The following is a 242-nucleotide window of genomic DNA, read 5'->3' on the forward strand; positions in this document are numbered from 1 at the left end:
CAAAAGCCATGAAAGCGGTCGAAGAAGATACCTTTACCCAGTTTGGTTTTGCCTGTCATCAACTCGGTATTGAGATTAAAACCTCCTCTATTCCACAAGCTAAAGGCCGCGTAGAGCGCTTAAACGGAACTGTTCAATCACGACTTCCTGTAGATTTAGAATTAGCTGGAATACAATCTATGGAGGAAGCCAATCACTTTTTAACGAAATGGGTTAGGATTTTCAATAAGAAGTTTGGCAAT

Annotated in this window: 1 pseudogene; it reads left to right on the top strand. The window is 40.5% G+C overall.

Going from position 1 to position 242, the window contains the following annotated elements:
- Positions 1-242, top strand: a pseudogene (locus ACEN4I_RS13685) (ISNCY family transposase); the annotation flags it as partial.

Source organism: Desemzia sp. FAM 23990 (assembly GCF_045528485.1).
In the GTDB taxonomy this organism is placed as follows: domain Bacteria; phylum Bacillota; class Bacilli; order Lactobacillales; family Carnobacteriaceae; genus Desemzia.